The sequence below is a fragment of the Ruegeria sp. BC2 genome (genome assembly GCF_056539245.1).
The window spans coordinates 400642-415800 of the sequence record NZ_JBQFUQ010000001.1 but is presented as its reverse complement, the minus strand read 5'-3'; the positions used below and the strand labels follow the sequence as shown (position 1 = coordinate 415800).

14 protein-coding genes are annotated in these 15159 nt (G+C 61.6%); 3 read left to right on the top strand and 11 right to left on the bottom strand.

Annotated features, from left to right (window positions below):
- Positions 1-26 precede the first annotated feature (26 nt).
- From ACR0CU_RS02035 to ACR0CU_RS02015, 5 genes are all read right to left on the bottom strand, one after another.
- The gene (locus ACR0CU_RS02035) at positions 27-2072 is read right to left on the bottom strand and encodes an acetyl-CoA carboxylase biotin carboxylase subunit (RefSeq protein ID WP_170340795.1); all 2046 of its coding nucleotides are present in this window, start codon (positions 2070-2072) and stop codon (positions 27-29) included.
- A gap of 117 nt (positions 2073-2189) precedes the next feature.
- A complete protein-coding gene (locus tag ACR0CU_RS02030; RefSeq protein ID WP_093964781.1) occupies positions 2190-2393 on the bottom strand; it encodes a hypothetical protein in 204 nt (67 codons plus the stop codon).
- A 485-nt stretch (positions 2394-2878) separates the two neighbouring features.
- Entirely contained in the window at positions 2879-3232 is a 354-nt protein-coding gene (locus ACR0CU_RS02025; RefSeq protein WP_170340793.1) for a hypothetical protein, read from the bottom strand.
- 127 nt (positions 3233-3359) lie between these two features.
- Positions 3360-3845: a DUF6497 family protein gene (locus tag ACR0CU_RS02020; RefSeq protein ID WP_170369475.1), complete on the bottom strand. Its 486-nt coding sequence runs from the start codon at positions 3843-3845 to the stop codon at positions 3360-3362.
- A gap of 70 nt (positions 3846-3915) precedes the next feature.
- Complete coding sequence (locus tag ACR0CU_RS02015) at positions 3916-5448, bottom strand: acyl-CoA carboxylase subunit beta (RefSeq protein WP_170340194.1); 1533 nt, start codon at positions 5446-5448, stop codon at positions 3916-3918.
- Positions 5449-5620: 172 nt separating this feature from the next.
- On the opposite strand from ACR0CU_RS02015, the gene ACR0CU_RS02010 reads away from it, so the two are divergent.
- Together ACR0CU_RS02010 and ACR0CU_RS02005 are read left to right on the top strand one after the other, a co-directional pair.
- Complete coding sequence (locus ACR0CU_RS02010) at positions 5621-6826, top strand: multidrug effflux MFS transporter (protein WP_170436662.1); 1206 nt, start codon at positions 5621-5623, stop codon at positions 6824-6826.
- 65 nt (positions 6827-6891) lie between these two features.
- A complete protein-coding gene (locus tag ACR0CU_RS02005; protein ID WP_093964777.1) occupies positions 6892-8292 on the top strand; it encodes a helix-turn-helix domain-containing protein in 1401 nt (466 codons plus the stop codon).
- A gap of 46 nt (positions 8293-8338) precedes the next feature.
- Here ACR0CU_RS02005 and ACR0CU_RS02000 read toward each other — a convergent pair whose 3' ends face one another.
- From ACR0CU_RS02000 to ACR0CU_RS01975, 6 genes are all read right to left on the bottom strand, one after another.
- On the bottom strand, positions 8339-8578 hold the full coding sequence (locus ACR0CU_RS02000) for an HP1242/YdcH family protein (RefSeq protein WP_093964776.1): 240 nt from the start codon (positions 8576-8578) through the stop codon (positions 8339-8341).
- 127 nt (positions 8579-8705) lie between these two features.
- The gene (gene betA, locus ACR0CU_RS01995) at positions 8706-10364 is read right to left on the bottom strand and encodes a choline dehydrogenase (RefSeq protein WP_170444814.1); all 1659 of its coding nucleotides are present in this window, start codon (positions 10362-10364) and stop codon (positions 8706-8708) included.
- Positions 10365-10450: 86 nt separating this feature from the next.
- The gene (gene betC / locus ACR0CU_RS01990) at positions 10451-11959 is read right to left on the bottom strand and encodes a choline-sulfatase (RefSeq protein ID WP_480642354.1); all 1509 of its coding nucleotides are present in this window, start codon (positions 11957-11959) and stop codon (positions 10451-10453) included.
- Entirely contained in the window at positions 11956-12528 is a 573-nt protein-coding gene (gene betI / locus ACR0CU_RS01985; protein WP_170364644.1) for a choline-binding transcriptional repressor BetI, read from the bottom strand. The genes betC and betI overlap by 4 nt, the downstream gene beginning before the upstream one ends.
- Positions 12529-12622: 94 nt before the next feature.
- Positions 12623-13531, bottom strand: coding sequence for a DMT family transporter (locus tag ACR0CU_RS01980; protein ID WP_170357230.1), 909 nt, complete (start codon positions 13529-13531; stop codon positions 12623-12625).
- 40 nt (positions 13532-13571) lie between these two features.
- Entirely contained in the window at positions 13572-14171 is a 600-nt protein-coding gene (locus tag ACR0CU_RS01975) for a LysE/ArgO family amino acid transporter (RefSeq protein WP_093964771.1), read from the bottom strand.
- Between the two features lie 84 nt (positions 14172-14255).
- Here ACR0CU_RS01975 and ACR0CU_RS01970 point away from each other — a divergent pair, with 84 nt between their 5' ends.
- Entirely contained in the window at positions 14256-15140 is an 885-nt protein-coding gene (locus ACR0CU_RS01970; RefSeq protein WP_170390966.1) for a LysR family transcriptional regulator ArgP, read from the top strand.
- The last annotated feature ends 19 nt before the right edge of the window (positions 15141-15159 follow it).

The following is a 15159-nucleotide window of genomic DNA, read 5'->3' as shown; positions in this document are numbered from 1 at the left end:
ATTTTCCGGGCAAGCGCACATGGGCGTTATTCGAACTCCATGATCACGTCATCGACGGCCAGGCTGTCACCCGGACCGGCGTTGATCTTGGACACCACGCCCCGGCGCTCGGCGCGCAGGATGTTCTCCATCTTCATCGCCTCGACCGTGCACAGCGCCTGACCTTCCTGCACCTCTTGGCCGACCTCGACATCGATCTTCACGATCAGGCCCGGCATCGGGCACAGCAGCATCTTAGAGGTGTCTGGCGGCAATTTCTCGGGCATCAGCTTGGCCAGTTCGGCCGCGCGCGGCCGGCGCACATGCACCTTCAGGTCTGCCCCCCGGTTGCGGATGCGGAACCCGCCCGAGATCTTGCCCACCTTCAACACAAGCGGGCTGCCGTCCACGTCCAGAACCGCAAGCTGGTCGCCGGGCGTCCAGTCCGAACTGACGCGCAGGGCGGCGCCGTCCTCGAACTTGACCGTGGCACCGTCGCGGTCTGCATTCACCTGCACGGCATATTCCTGACCCTGCAGCGTGACCACCCAGCGCTTGCCGACTTTGCGTTCGTGGTTGTCCATTCGGCCCGAAACGCGGGTGCGGCGGATTTCGGCCACCCGGTGCATCGCCGCGCACGAGGCCGCGATTCGGCGCAGGTCGCCTTCGGGCAGTTCGACACCGTTGAACCCATCGGGGTATTCCTCGGCGATGAAGGCGGTGGTCATGTCACCACTGACGAATTTCGGATGATCCATCACCGCCGACAGGAACGGCAGGTTGTGGCCGATGCCTTCGACCTCGAAACTGTCCAGCGCCACGCGCATCGCCTCGATCGCCTGCTCACGGGTCGGCGCCCAGGTGCACAGCTTGGCGATCATCGGGTCATAATACATGCTGATCTCGCCGCCCTCATAGACGCCGGTATCGTTGCGCACGGCTGTCTCGCCACTGGGCGCATCGCCCTGCCATTTGCCGTTTTCCAGCAGCGGCCCCGCGGCCACCTCCTGCGGTGGACGATAGCGAGTCAGCCGCCCGATCGAGGGCAGGAAGTTGCGATAAGGATCCTCAGCATACAGCCGGTTCTCGATCGCCCAACCGGTCAGCTTGACGTCGTCCTGGGTGATCGACAGCGGCTCGCCTGCGGCGACGCGGATCATCTGTTCGACCAGATCGACACCGGTGATCAGCTCGGTCACTGGGTGTTCCACCTGCAGGCGGGTGTTCATTTCCAGGAAGTAGAAATTCTTATCGCCATCCACGATGAATTCCACCGTGCCCGCGCTGGCGTACCCCACGGCCTTGGCCAGCGCCACGGCCTGCTCGCCCATCGCGCGGCGGGTCGCCTCATCCAGGAAGGGCGACGGGGCCTCTTCCACCACTTTCTGGTTGCGGCGCTGGATCGAGCATTCCCGCTCGCCCAGATAGATGCCGTTGCCATGGGTGTCGCACAGAACCTGAATTTCGATGTGGCGCGGTTGCGTCACGAATTTCTCGATGAAGATCCGGTCATCGCCGAAGGAATTCGCCGCCTCGTTCTTCGAGCTTTGAAAACCCTCGCGCGCCTCCTCGTCGTTCCAGGCGATGCGCATGCCCTTGCCGCCGCCGCCGGCGCTGGCCTTGATCATAACCGGATAGCCGATCTGCTGGCTGATCTTCACCGCCTCGTCCGCATCCTCGATCAGGCCCATGTATCCGGGAACGGTGCTGACATCGGCCTCCTGCGCGATCTTCTTCGAAGTGATCTTGTCACCCATGGCCTCGATCGCCCCTTTCGGGGGTCCCACGAACACAACGCCTTCGGCCTCGAGCGCTTCGGCGAATTTCGCGTTTTCGGACAGGAAGCCATAGCCGGGATGCACCGCCTGCGCGCCGGTCTGGCGGATGGCGTCCATCACCTTGTCGATCACGATGTAGGACTGGTTCGCCGGCGGGGGGCCGATGTGAACCGCCTCGTCGGCCATTTCCACATGCAACGCGTGCTTGTCGGCATCCGAGTAGATGGCGACAGTGCCGATTCCCATTTTCCGAGCGGTCTTGATGACCCGGCAGGCAATCTCGCCTCGGTTGGCGATCAGGATCTTGTTGAACATGGAACGTCCTCTGTCTTTGTGTTCTGGACAAACGAAAACGCCGTTGCCGGGCTGATGCCCCGCAACGGCGTTCCGTCAGATGATGACCGGGACGGCGCGCGCCCCGGAAAACCGGTATCAGTTACAGTTGTTTTGCGTCTTGCAATACAGCACGTTGCCGGCTGCACCGACCGCAGCGCCAAGGATCGGATCCGCGCTGAGAACCGCAGCTCCGACAGCCCCGACACCGCCGCCAAGCAGCGCCTGTTCCCCGGTTGAATCACCGCAGGCTGCCAACCCGCCACAGGTTGCGAGCGCAAGGAAAACTCGTGAGATTCGCATGTATACTGCCCCTTTTGGTTTCTTGTCGAATTGAACAGCAAATGCCTGAAACGGGCTTTGTTATTCAATATCAAACGGGGTGAAACAGGGCTTTGCGCAGGTTTTTGCCGCCTTGGCTCCGCAGTTCGGGCAAAGAAAAGCGCGGGCAGGTCTGTGTTGGAAACACGGTCCTGCCCGCGGAAGGAAGGGGTACGGAATAGTAGGTGCATGTGCGGCGCAGGCAAAGTCGAGCCGCACGGCCCGATCACCTTGCACAGCAAAAATGCGGCCGCCAACGGATCAATTGCAACGCCGGAAATTCCGGCTGGAAATTGCCCATTCCCGGAAACGGCGCGCAGGTTCGTGCCGAAAGAGCCCGGTTTGCAACGGGTTCCGGCACAGACTTCAGCCATCACTGGGCGCCGACTGGACCGCATACCCGGTCGCCGCCGGATCGCGCTCCAAGCAGATGAACCCATGATATTTGGCTGAAGGCTCATGCTGAACTACGCCTCCCCACCGAAGATATCGGGGAAAGATTGCCGCGCGGTCTCAAAGTCGATCTTCAGCAACGCATCATAGCTGGCCGGATCGAACGGATCCTCGGCAGGCACGACCTCGCGCCCAAACAGCCAGCTGAGGCGACCAGCGTCCAGATTTCCGCGTTCAAACGGCTGATCCCCGAAATGCTCCCACAAAGCTTCGAGGAATGCCGTATCGGCACGCTTGTCCGCGGCTTTTCGGTCCCGATAGCGTTCACGGCGGGTCAATGGCGTCACGCCCTTGGGGTTTGCCCGGCGGATCGTGAACTGGAAATCGGTTCCCGGCAGCCGTCCGGGGAATCCACGGTGCTTCAACATGCCGGCACCTCGTTCAAAAAACCGGTCCGCGACGGGCACCCGCGCAGGGATGAATGTGTCATGCGTATCTCCAAAGCCGCATCAGTTTCTCGGAATGCTCCGACGACATGAGATCGGGAAATCATGTTCAGAGTCCCTCCCAGATACATGCGGATTGCTCCAACCGGTAGGCTTCAAAATACTGCGTCGCGTCCGGAGACGAGTTGCCGAATTCCACCGGGCGGTCGGACAGCGAGATCACGACCCGCGCCGGGCTGAGTTGATGGTGCGCGACATAAGGAATGGCCAGTGTCTGACACAGATGCTCCATGTCGGTCGCGGCCACGTCATAGCCGATACCGCCCACCTCATCGCCAATCTTGGGCGCGACAAATCGAAACCGCAGCCAGAGTTCGCCCGGGTTGGTATCGACCAGAACGTCCTCAAGTGTCACCGGCTGGCCGGATGGAACCGGCAACAGGTTCCCGTCCTGCGCGAAACCGGGCGATCCAAAACACATGAAAGCCAGAACAAGAGCGCGACCCCGGACCTGCCACAGGCAGGCTCCTCCTTCCGGGGTCGCAGGCGCCAGGATCATCTCCTGCGCTGTTCCGTATCTGGTGGCTGGGATCATGAAACGGTTTTGTGTCAGCGGTCAATCGGGAACATTCGTGGATCGAACCGGGGCAAAGCGCCCCGGCGGATTACAGCGGAATGTTGTCGTGTTTCTTCCAAGGGTTCTTCAGCTGCTTGTTACGCAGGCTGGCAAAGGCCCGCGACACACGGCGGCGCGTCGAGTGCGGCATGATCACCTCGTCGATGAAGCCGCGTTCGGCGGCGACAAACGGGTTGGCGAACCGATCCTCATAGTCCTGAGTGTGCTTCGCGATCTTATCCGGGTCTCCCAGATCGGCGCGGTGGATGATTTCGGTTGCACCCTTCGCGCCCATCACCGCGATTTCGGCGGTGGGCCAGGCATAGTTGAAATCACCGCGCAGGTGCTTTGACGCCATGACGTCATAGGCGCCGCCGTAAGCCTTGCGGGTGATCACGGTCACCTTGGGCACAGTCGCTTCGCCATAGGCAAACAACAGTTTGGCGCCATGTTTGATGACACCGCCATATTCCTGACTGGTGCCGGGCAAAAAGCCGGGAACGTCCACCAGGGTCAGGATCGGAATCTCAAAACAGTCGCAGAACCGTACAAACCGTGCGGCCTTGCGGCTGCTGTCAATGTCCAGACACCCCGCCAGAACCATCGGCTGGTTTGCCACCACGCCGACGGTCTGCCCCTCAAGCCGAATGAAGCCAGTGATGATGTTCTTCGCGAAATCCTCCTGGATTTCGTAGAAATCACCCTCATCGGCTACCTTGGTGATTAGTTCCTTCATGTCGTAGGGGGTGTTGGGGTTTTCCGGGACCAGCGTGTCCAGAGAAGTCTCGATCCGCCCCGGCTCGTCAAAGAACGGGCGCACGGGCGGCTTTTCCCGGTTGTTGAGCGGCAGGAAGTCCACCAGTCGCCGCACCTCGGCCAGCGCCTCGACATCGTTTTCGAAAGCGCCATCAGCCACACTGGACTTCTTGGTATGGGTCGACGCCCCGCCCAGTTCTTCGGCGGTGACGACCTCGTTGGTGACGGTCTTCACCACGTCGGGGCCGGTCACGAACATGTACGACGTGTCCTTGACCATGAAGATGAAGTCGGTCATCGCCGGGCTGTAGACCGCACCGCCCGCACAGGGGCCCATGATCACCGAGATCTGCGGCACCACACCCGAGGCCATGATGTTACGCTGGAATACCTCGGCATAGCCCGCCAGCGAGGCGACGCCTTCCTGGATTCGCGCACCACCCGAGTCGTTGATGCCAATTACAGGCGCGCCGTTCTGCATCGCCATATCCATGATCTTGCAGATCTTCTGCGCATGCGTTTCCGACAGAGAACCGCCAAACACCGTAAAGTCCTGGCTGAACACATAGACCATGCGGCCATTGATCGTGCCCCATCCGGTCACGACACCGTCGCCCGCAGGTTTTTGTTTTTCCATGCCGAAATCGGTGCAGCGATGGGTCACGAACATGTCGAACTCTTCAAAGCTGCCCTCATCGACCAGCAGCTCGATCCGCTCGCGCGCCGTCAGCTTGCCCCGCGCATGCTGCGCATCGATCCGTTTTTGCCCGCCACCCAGGCGCGCGTCCTCACGGCGGTTTTCAAGCTCGGCAAGGATGTCCTTCATCACGATTTTCCCCTGTCAAATTTGTGGCGACAATATAGATTGCTCCGCATCACCCAAAGGCCTTTTCGGCAAATTTGCAAATTTTTGGCAATTACATTTCTGGGAATTGCAAATCAGTTAATATTTGTGCATCGGCATGGCCTTTACCGAATACCGGAATTATGAGTGAACCATGCAGTTCAGTTCCACTTCTACGCACCGCTCTCCGCCCAAGCTGCTAACGCTTGTCCTGCTGTCGGGATTGTCGGCACTCAGCATGAACCTGTTCCTTCCCAGCCTGCCTTTCATGGCGGTGTATTTTGAGGCCGACTACAAGGTCATGCAGCTGTCGATTGCGTTGTATCTGCTGATCAACGCCGTTCTGCAGATTCTGATCGGTCCGATCGCCGACAAGGCCGGGCGGCGGCCGGTGCTGCTGTGGGGGCTGGTGCTGTTTCTGCTGGCAACGCTGGGGTGCATCTACGCCCCAAACGTCGAGACATTTCTTGCCTTCCGCATGGGGCAGGCCGTTATCGTCGTGGGGATCGTCCTCAGCCGCGCAGCGGTACGCGACATGTATGACCAGGATCAGGCCGCATCCATGATCGGTTACGTCACCATGGGCATGGCCGTCGTGCCGATGATCGGACCCGCAATCGGGGGCGTTCTGGAGGAAAGCTTTGGCTGGAAGGCCAATTTCTGGCTGCCTTTCGGACTGGCCGCCTTCGCGCTGGCGCTGACCTATCATGACTTCGGAGAAACCTCGGCCAAGAGCGGCAAAACCCTGATCCAACAGTTTCGGGAGTATCCAGAACTGCTGACCTCTCCGCGGTTCTGGGGGTATTCGCTGTCATCCGCGTTGTCGTCTGGCGCGTTCTTCGCCTATCTGGGTGGCGCGCCTTTCATCGGCACCGAGATCTTTGGCCTGACCGCCGCCGAAGTCGGAATCTATTTCGGCGCCCCTGCCGTCGGTTACTTCTTCGGGAACTTCATCAGCGGCCGGTACTCGGTACGCTATGGCGTGAACCGGATGGTGCGCTGGGGCTGCTGGCTGAACGCAATCGGCGTCGCGTTGTCGGCGGTTCTGTTTCTGGCGGGCTGGGGCTCGGCGCTCAGCTTTTTCGGGTTCATGACATTCGTCGGCCTGGGCAACGGCATGTCGATCCCGAATGCAACCGCCGGATCGCTGTCCGTGCGGCCACATCTGGCTGCGACCGCATCCGGGCTAAGCGGCGCGATCATGCTGGGCGGCGGCGCAGCTCTCAGCGCCCTGGCCGGTGCGATGCTGACCAATGAAACCGGCGCCATGCCGCTGTTGTGGTTGATGTTGGCCACATCGGTTCTGGCCATCGTCGCGATCAGCAGCGTGATCTGGCGGGAACGTCAACTCGGCATCTAGCCATCTTGCACCCGGGACTTTGCAAAGTTAGCCTGCGCAGGCGGAATAACTGCAAAGAAAACCCGATGGCCACTCAGAAACTCTACGCAGGTGCAAAGCTGCGCGAAATGCGGACGCGTCTGACGCTGACGCAAAAGGAATTTGCCGCCAAGCTGGGTGTTTCCCTGCCCTATCTGAACCAGATGGAAAACAACAACCGGCCGATCTCGACCACGGTTGTTCTGGCGCTGGCGCAGGAATTCGGCATGGATGTAACCGAGCTGAGCACCGGCGACAGCGAGCGTCTGGTCTCGGACATGCGCGAGGCGTTGGCCGATCCTGTCTTCGCGGATGCCATCCCCCCTCTGGCGGACCTGCGGCTAACGGCGTCCAATGCCCCCGCATTGGCGCGGTCCTTCATCGAGCTGCACAAAGCTTACCGGCAGACCCACGAGAGGCTCGCCTCGCTGGACGAGGCCCTCGGACGCGAGGATGCCCGCATTCAGGCCAGCCCGTGGGAAGAGGTGCGCGATTTCTTTCACTACTGCGACAACTACATCGACGCGGTCGATCGGGCCGCTGAACGGTTCGCCGCCCGCGCCGAAGGACCGGGAGGCATTCGGCAGGCAGCACTGGACAGCCTGAAGGAACGCGGGGTTCAGGTGATGTTCGAAGACATTCCCGCCCTGCGCAGCTATGACAACGCTACAAAAACTCTACGCCTGTCCTCGCGCGCTGCGCCGCAGACCCAGGTCTTTCAACTGCTGCTGCAGGTCGCACTGATCAGCCAGGACAAATTGCTCGAAGCCACGCTGGACTTTGCCAAGTTTCAAAGCGACGAAGCCCGCTCGATCGCCAAGATCGGCCTCGCAAACTATTTCGCCGGCGCGTCGCTGATGCCCTACACTGCCTTTCTGTCAGCGGCGCAGGAGGACCGGCACGATCTTGAATTGCTGAGCAACCGGTTCGGCGCTTCGATCGAACAAGTCGCCCACCGCTTGTCCACGCTGCAGCGACCGGGCGCCAAGGGCATCCCGTTCTTCTTTGTGCGGGTCGATCAGGCGGGCACGATCACCAAACGCCATTCGGCCACCCGGCTACAATTTGCGCGGTTCGGCGGGGCCTGCCCGCTTTGGAACGTGCACCGGGCCTTCGAAACGCCCGGTCATTTCCTGCTGCAATTGGCGGAAACACCCGACGGGGTTCGGTATATCTCGATCGCGCGGGACGTGTCGAAATCGGGCGGGTCCTTCGGTGCGCCAGTGCGCCGTTATGCCATCGCCCTCGGGTGTGAGGTCCGGCACGCCGAAGCACTGGTCTATGCCGACAATCTGGATATCAACAACACCAGCGCCTACGAGCCGATCGGGATTTCCTGCCGCATCTGCGAACGCCAGACCTGCCACCAACGGTCCGTCCCACCGCTGGAGCGCCGACTGAAGATCGACGCCCACACGCGCGGCACGCTGCCCTACGAAGTCACCTGAGCCCAAAAAACGGAAAAGGGCAGGATCAGTTCCCGCCCCTTTTCGTTCACGCTTTGCTCAGGATCGACCAGATCTGATCCTTGAGCGCGGCCCGCTTTTTGCGCAGTTCGCCCTCGGCCAGGTCTTCCATCGGCTCAACATTGGTTTCCGCCCGATGCACCATACGGTTGAGTTCGTGATATTCGTCCGCAAGCCGGGCGAAATGGGCATCGGTCTGCTTGAGCTGGCTCATCAGTTCAACCTTGTCCGGGAATTCCTCGGCCAGTTCATGCGGGGTATGGGACATTCCTGCTCGCTCCTTGAGTTTGGTTTCGCACTACAGCTAGACCCTAATACCAAAGCTGACTTTGACTCGGATCAATTGGAAGGGGAATGTTTCCCTCGCGGTCGCATCCCCCTTACCGACAATGCATTCAACGCTGCGCCTCGGCCCATTTGGGGTGGATCCACGGCCGGTCATTGGACCGGGGCAGCGGGTCTTTGCCCAGCAAATGATCCGACATCTTTTCGCCCACCATGATCGACGGCGCGTTCAGGTTGCCGTTGGTGATCTGCGGGAACACCGAACTGTCCGCCACGCGCAGCCCATCCACCCCGATGACACGGCCCTGCGGGTCGACGACCGCGTTCGGGTCGTCCGCCCGCCCCATCCGGCAGGTGCCGCAGGGATGATAGGCGCTCTCGGCATGTTCGGCGATGAAGGCGTTCAGTTCTTCATCTGTCTGCACGTCCGCACCAGGCTGGATCTCCTTGCCCGCATAGGGCTTGAACGCGTCCTGGCCGAAAATCTCGCGGGTCAGGCGGATACAGGTGCGGAAATCGTCCCAGTCCTGCTCGGTGCTCATGTAGTTGAAGCGGATCACCGGCGCGTCCTCAGGCTTGGCCGAGCGCAGCGTCACCGCCCCGCGCGAGGGTGAGCGCATCGGCCCCACATGCGCCTGGAAGCCGTGCCCCTCGGCTGCGGCCTTGCCGTCATAGCGCACGGCGATGGGCAGGAAGTGGTACTGGATATCCGGGTACTCGACCCCCGGCTTCGACCGGATGAACGCCGCGCTTTCAAATTGGTTCGACGCGCCAAGGCCGGTCTTGGTGAACAGCCACTGCGCCCCGATCAGGCCCTTGCCGAACAGGTTCCAGTATTTGTACAGCGTGATCGGCTGCAGCGAGGCCTGCTGGATATACAGTTCCAGGTGATCCTGCAGGTTCGCGCCCACGCCGGGCCGGTCGGCGACCACGTCGATGCCGTGCTCGGCCAGATGCGCGGCCGGTCCGATCCCCGACAACATCAGAAGCTTGGGCGAGTTGATCGACGAGGCCGCCAGCACCACCTCGCGCCGGGCGCGCACGATCTGCGTGCGGCCACCGCGGATCAGTTCAACCCCGGTTGCGCGGCCGCCCTCGATCACGACGCGCGTGGCGAGGCCCCGGACGATGTCACAGTTTGGCCGTTTCAGCGCGGGCTTCAGATAGGCATTGGCCGCCGACCAGCGCCGCCCTTTCCAGACGGTCTGCTCCATCGGGCCGAAGCCTTCCTGTTTCTCGCCGTTGTAGTCGTCGGTCAGCTCGTACCCCGCCTGCCGCCCGGCCTCGACGAAGGCCTTGAACAGAGGGTTCTTGCGCGGCCCTCGCGACACATGCAGCGGGCCGTCGGTTCCGCGCCATTTCGGGTCACCGCCATGGCCACCGTCGTGCCAGCTTTCCATCCGTTTGAAATAAGGCAGAACATCCGCAAAGGACCAGCCATCCGCGCCCATATCGGCCCAGGTGTCAAAGTCGCGCGCATGGCCGCGCACATAGACCATCCCATTGATCGAGGACGACCCCCCGATCACCTTGCCACGCGGGCAGGCCAGCCGCCGGTTGTTCAGGTGGGGTTCGGGCTCGGACTGATAACCCCAGTCATAGATCGGCATGTTCATCGGATAACTCAGCGCCGCCGGCATCTGGATGAACGGCCCGGCATCGGTGCCGCCGTGCTCGATCACCAAAACCGAGGCCCCTGCCTCGCTGAGACGATAGGCCATCGCACATCCGGCGGATCCGGCGCCGACGATGACGAATTCTGCTTCCATGGTCGTGTCTCCATTGGCCCCAACCGGTGGCGCCGGATGTCCCGTGCGTTGCCACCGGTGGGCGTATCTTCAAAATTCGAAAGAGGTCATTCGCCGCGCGGGAAGCGCTGGCTTTCCTCAAGGTTGTCCAGATTCATGTGGTTGCGCATGTAGCGCTCGGACGCTTGCTGCAGCGGCTGATAATCCCACGGGTAATAGCCGCCCTGCCGCAGCGCCTCGTACACGACCCAGCGGCGCGCCTGGCTGGCGCGCACCTCGGCGTCGAACCGGTCCAGATCCCAACGGGCCTCGGACTTGGTGCGCAAGGTCTGCAGCGTGCCGGCGTGTTCGGGCTTGCCGGCCAGGTTTTCCAGCTCGTGCGGGTCGGCCTCGAGGTCGAACAGCTGATCGGGGTCCAGCGCGCAGCGGTTGTATTTCCACTTGCCATAGCGCATCGACACCAGCGGCGCATAAGACGCCTCGGCCGCGTATTCCATCAGAACCGGCGCCGCGCGCTCGGTGCCGTTGGCCAGCGGCACCAGGCTTTCGCCATCCGTCCACGGAGCGATCTCCGCCATGTCCACCCCCGCCAGTTCACCCAGCGTCGGGGTCACGTCTATCGTTGAAACCGGGGTGTCGATGCGGCCCGTCGGCAGACCCGGCGCCGAGATCATCAGCGGCACCCGGGCCGAGCCTTCGTAGAAGTTCATCTTGAACCAAAGGCCCCGCTCGCCCAGCATGTCGCCGTGGTCCGAGACGAAGAGGATTATCGCCTCCTGCCGGGTGGCCTCCAGCACTTCGAGGATCTCGCCGATCTTGTCGTCCAGATAGGTGATGTTGGCGAAATAGGCCCGGCGCGAGCGGCGGATGTCTTCTTCGGTGATGTCGAAACTGCGCCAGTCATTGGCATCGAAGATGCGCTGGGAATGTGGATCCTGGTTGTCATAGCCCAGATCGGGAACCTGCGGCAGCAGGTGCTCGCATTCCTCGTACAGGTCCCAGAATTTGCGCCGTGCAACATAGGGGTCGTGCGGGTGGGTGAAGCTGACGGTCACGCACCACGGGCGGTCATCATTGCCACGGGCCAAATCATACAGCTTGGCCTTGGCGTGATAGGCGACCTCGTCATCATACTCCATCTGGTTGGTGATCTCGGCCACGCCCGCCCCGGTGACCGAACCCATGTTGTGATACCACCAGTCAATGCGCTCGCCCGGTTTGCGGTAATCCGGGGTCCAGCCGAAATCGGCCGGATAGATGTCGGTGGTCAGGCGGTCCTCGAACCCGTGCAGCTGGTCGGGGCCAACGAAATGCATCTTGCCCGACAGGCAGGTGTAATAGCCCGCGCGGCGCAGGTGATGGGCATAGGTGGGGATGTCGCTGCGGAACTCGGCCGCGTTGTCATAGACGCCCGTGCGCGAGGGTAACTGGCCCGACATGAAGCTGGCCCGCCCCGGCGCACACAGCGGTGAGGCCGTGTAAGCGTTGGCAAACCGCGTTGACCGCGCCGCCAGCTTCTTGAGGTTAGGCGCGTGCAGCCACTCGGCGGGACCGTCGGGAAAGAGGGTACCGTTGAGCTGATCCACCATCAGGATCAGAATGTTGGGTCGTGTCATTTTTCGGCCTCGAGCAAGGTCGTCAGGACGCGCATGGCGTGGGTAACCGCCAGTTGCGGTTCCTCGGGCGCGGACAAAGCGGCGCGGATGTACAGACCGTCGATCAGAGCGATCATGTTCTCGGCCGCTTCGACCGGGTCCTTCATCAGCGGGCGCAACGCGTGGATCAGGTTCGACCGGATCCGCGCCTGATAGATCTGCCACAGGCGCAGCGCGTCATCGTTGGTCTGGGCCAGAACGTAAAAGGTCATCCACGCGGCGATCACGTCGGGGGTAAAGCAGGACGGCGCGAAACAGGCGCGGATGATGGCCTGGGCGCGCTGATCCGGGGCCGCGGCCTTCAGTTCGGTTCGGGCTTCGGCGCCGAAATCGCCAAGGATGCGCCGCATCGCCGCCAGAAAGATCTGGTCTTTCCCCCCGAAGTAATGGTGCGCGAGGGCGCTGGACATGCCGGCGCGTTTGGCGATCTGACTGACGGTTACATCCAGGGACTTCTTGGACCCCAACTCGGCAATCGTCGCCCTGACGATCGCATCGCGCCGGATCGGCTCCATTCCGAGTTTTGGCATAACCGCCCCCAAACCTAGTCTCAACAGAACAAACGCTAAGGGCTTTTTATTGACTCGTCAATCAATAACGTTGCCCTTGGGGGCTCCGGGGCGGTTACAGCTTGGGGGCAAGGCTTGGAGGGGTCAAGCCACTGCGGTTCAGGACGGCTTCGCGCCAGGTTATGAAACTGACCGCTGCGAGGATCAGCGTCCCCCCAGCGACGACCCAGATATCGATGCCCTCTTGAAACACAAGCGCACCCAGAAGCGTGGCCCAGATCAGCTGCAGGAAGGTGACCGGCTGGGTCACCGCGACGGGTGCAGCCTGCAAAGCCAAGGTCATGAAATAGTGCCCCGCCGTTGCAAAACTGGCGATCATGAACAGCACGCCGATGTCGCGCAGGCTGGGCGGAGTCCAGACGGCGATCGCAAAAGGGATAAGAAACAACGTCGTCCAGATCGACAGATGCGCCACAACGACCGAAGGCCGCACGTCCTGCACCATCGCTTTGGCCAGCAGGTACGACCCCCCCAACATCAGCGAGGTGCCCAGCATCGCCAGATGTCCGGCGGAAATCTCGCGGAACCCGGGTCGTAGAATGATTACAGCGCCCACGATGGCGACAAGCACGGCCGCGATACGGCGAAAGGCCATCGTCTCGCCCAGAAAAAGCGCGGCGCCCAAGGTCACATAGACCGGCGTCAGGTAGTTCATCGCAGTCACTTCCGCCAGCGGGATACGGGTCATCGCAAAGAACCACAACATGACCCCGACCGCATGTATGGCCCCACGCAGTCCAAACAAGGCGATATGCCGGCGGGTCAGATGCGTGGTCAGGATCGCCCGCATGGCTGGCAGCAGAAAGACCAACCCCAAAGCATAACGCAGGAACGCAGCCTCAATCGGATCCATCGAGGTACCCAGAGATTTGACCAAGGCTGTCATCGCCACAAAAGACAGCCCAGCGCTGAACATCCAGAACATTCCGGCAAGCGGGCGGGATTGGGTGGCGATCGTTGTCATGGGTCCGGTTGAACACGGAAACCCGGCGACGAACAAGCCTCTACATTGCGACCAGCTTCCAGGCGATCGCCAACATGACGATACCAATCAGCACATCCAGCACCTGCCATGCCCTGGGCCTTGCGAAAATGGGAGACAGCACCCGGGACCCATATCCCAGAGAGAAGAAGAAAACGAAACTGGCGGACATGGCGCCGATGGCGAAACCCATCCGGTCTTCATACTGCGCCGAAATCGAACCGATCAGCACCACCGTGTCCAGATAGACGTGCGGATTGAGCCAGGTGAAGGCCAGAACGGTCAGCAAGGCCGCGCGCAGACTTGTACGCTTCGCCTCTCCGACCTCAAGCGCGGCGCCGCCGCGCCAGGCTGACGCCAGACTGCGCAGTCCGTACCACGTCAAGAACAGCGCGCCGCCGTATCGCATCATCGGCTCGAACCAAGGCGCCGCGGTTGCCAGGCTGCCGAAGCCCGCGACACCTGCGGCGATCAGAATGGCGTCCGACACGGCGCATGTCAGGCACAACACAAAAACATGCTCGCGCCGGAGCCCTTGTCTGAGGACAAACGCATTCTGAGCGCCGATTGCCAGGATCAAACTGAAGCCAAGCGCAAAGCCAGCGATGACGGATGTAGACATGGACCCTCCTGTTCAGGTCCGTTGACTACGCGACAGATACGCATGTATCAAATTAAAGAAAATGAGCCATAATTAGTTTTTCTAATGCACTTGGACCCACATCACCTGGCCGCGTTGGCCGCTATTCTGCGGCATGGCAGCTTTGACGCCGCCGCCGCTGAACTGGCGGTAACGCCATCTGCGATTTCGCAACGGATCAAGGCGCTGGAGGATCGGGTCGGCGTATCGTTGATTCACCGCGGCACACCCTGCACCGGAACCCCGGCTGGCTTGCGGCTTGCCCGCCATGCCGAAGACATCGGCCTGCTTGAGGCGCAACTCAATCGCGAGCTTTCGCTGGAACAGGGCACAGGCCCCACCCGAGTCAGGATCGCGGTTCCGGCGGATGTTCTTTCCACCTGGTTCATAGACGCGATGGCAGCCGTTGATGATATGCTGTTTGACCTTGTGATCGACGATCAGGATCACTCGGCTGAATGGCTGCGGCGCGGGGATGTCAGCGCCGCCATCTCGGTGGGCGGGCAAACCGTCCCGGGATGCGATTCCATTGCCCTCGGCACGCTCAGATACCTGCCGACGGCAAGCCCCGAGTTCATGGCTCGTTGGTTCTCTGGCGGAGTGAATGCTCAGAGCCTGTCGCAGGCACCCTGCCTGACCTTCAACAGGAAGGATGCCCTGCAAAAGGCCTGGATACATGCGCAAACGGGTAGCCGGCTGTCTCCGCCGACCCACTTTCTGCCCTCGTCTCACGGGTTCGTAGCCGCTGCTGCCGCAGGTTTGGGTTGGGGGATGAACCCCGCGCATCTGGTCCAAAGCGCGATCGCGGATGGCCGTCTGCGCGAGCTTGCGCCCAACACCCCGTTGGATGTGCCTCTGACCTGGCAGGTCGGGCGTATCCTTGCACCGGCGCTTTCACCGTTGACGCGAGCGGTCCGGAAAGTTGCGGCGCAAGTGCTGGCAAACCCGTAACACCATGCTGTGATCGATG